This window comes from Nostoc sp. CALU 546, from assembly GCF_048836525.1.
The window spans coordinates 1-1,752 of sequence record NZ_JAWJTF010000381.1; the positions used below are offsets into that span (position 1 = coordinate 1).

1 protein-coding gene is annotated in these 1,752 nt (G+C 46.1%); it reads right to left on the bottom strand.

All coding sequences use genetic code 11. The features are described from left to right. Positions 1-61 precede the first annotated feature (61 nt). Positions 62-1,429, bottom strand: a complete 1,368-nt coding sequence (locus tag RRG12_RS43870) for a pentapeptide repeat-containing protein (RefSeq protein WP_420763343.1) — start codon at positions 1,427-1,429, stop codon at positions 62-64. Positions 1,430-1,752: the final 323 nt, after the last annotated feature.

A 1,752-nucleotide genomic window follows, 5' to 3' on the forward strand; every position in this document is an offset into this window, starting at 1 on the left:
ATCGCGTCTTTACCCAAGGATGTCTTGCAATCATTAATTGAATTGGTATTGGCTTGATAAATTATCCCAAACCGAATAGTTTTGCGATCGCAGGCAATAATTTATTACCCGCTTCCACCAGAGAAGCAACAGCAGGTAAGCCGGTAAATATCCCTTTCAACATGGTGATGGCTGTTTTTGCCGTCTTTTGTTTAGTGGATTCTTGAGGATTTTTCCCCGCTTCAGCTAAACTGTTCACCTGTTCTAGCGCTTCGGTTTTGTCTTCTTCTGACAAATATGTGGATTGGACGATCGCATCTTGCAACTGCGACAATAATTCTTTGATTCCTGGTTTCTCGGCATCGGTTGCATCAGGTAACTGATTGAGGGCAATACTCACGTTACCGCTAATGGTTCCTAGATTAGCAATAGAATTATTGCCAGCAATACCGCTAACATTACTGCTACCTTCAATATTGATGCCGCTGATATCAGACATATTTGTATCTCCTTGAGTATAAAATTTTGGCTGCTTGAGAGCAGTATCTACCATATTTTCTAAACTAATAATGCGCTTATCTTTTTCTACCAGCAATAATTGCTGACTCTGCGATAAAGCTTTGAGTTGATTATAATCATCAAAATATTCTGCACTCAGTTGAGATTTATCGCTACCTGCGGCGGTTTTGGCTCTGAGCAAGATTTTATCATTGCCGCGTTTCTCCATTGCGACGATTTCTAACTCGGCTTCGGGATGGTTTTCGGCAAGGTTTTTGAAGGCTATGGCAACAGCGCGGGGGTCAACGCCTTGATTATGATAAAGGTCGAGGGTATCAAAAATTGGCTTGATAAAATCGGCAAATTCGCCGTCTGCAAATACTTCTTGTTTATTATCAGGTTTGCGGAGGGGGTCGGGGTCTTCTTTGGTGGGTAAACGCATAAAGACATATTCACACCTCACCCCATGCAATTTAGTTGTATTTGTAATGCCCCAATCTTCGATGAAGGCGCCGGTGAGGGTTGCACCTGTTAAATCTGTGCCGTCTAGTTGCGTTTGCTTCAGTTTTGCTCTTGACAAATCGGCATCTTGCAAGTTGGCTTCACTGAGATCAGCGCTAATAAAGCTGGTATCTGCTAAGTTAGCTTTTTGTAAGTTGATACCTCGCAGGTCTTCACGGTCAAAGTTTTTGTCCTGTCCCTGTCCTGTAACAAGGAGTTCACGTACTTGTGAGTATTGAAGATAAGTCGAGCCAGGACGAACACGGTCAAGCATTTTGGCTTGATGCCAACGGCTACAGATAAGAATAGTGTTTCGGAAATCTGTACTTTTGAGTGTGGCTTGGGTGAAATCAGCATTGGTTAAATCGGCGCCACGAAAGTTTGTACCTCCTGTTGCAGCAAAAGGAATAGCGATATTGCGAATTAAGGAATATTTTTCGTCTTCTTCCATTGTTCGCCAACTAATGTAGATACTAAATAAAACTCCGGCTCCGGCTCCGGCTCCGGCTAAGGCTCCGGCTACGTCGAAGGCTATGGCTCCGGCTATGGCTCCGGCTAAGGCTCCGGCTACGGCTATGGCTATGGCTCACGGCTATGGCTCCGGCTATGGCTCCGGCTATGGCTCCGGCTACGGCATACGGCGAAGGCTCCGACTATCGCCTACGGCGAAGGCCACGGCGAATACCAAAACTACGTCGCATAACTCCACCACCACCCACTCCCGAACAGATACCCACAAGAGCCCACCCCCCCCCCACCCCCCACCCATCACCC

Coding starts and splice junctions, on each gene's coding strand:
- RRG12_RS43870 (WP_420763343.1), bottom strand. CDS start 1,429: ATGGAAGAAGACGAAAAATATTCCTTAATTCGCAATATCGCTATTCCT.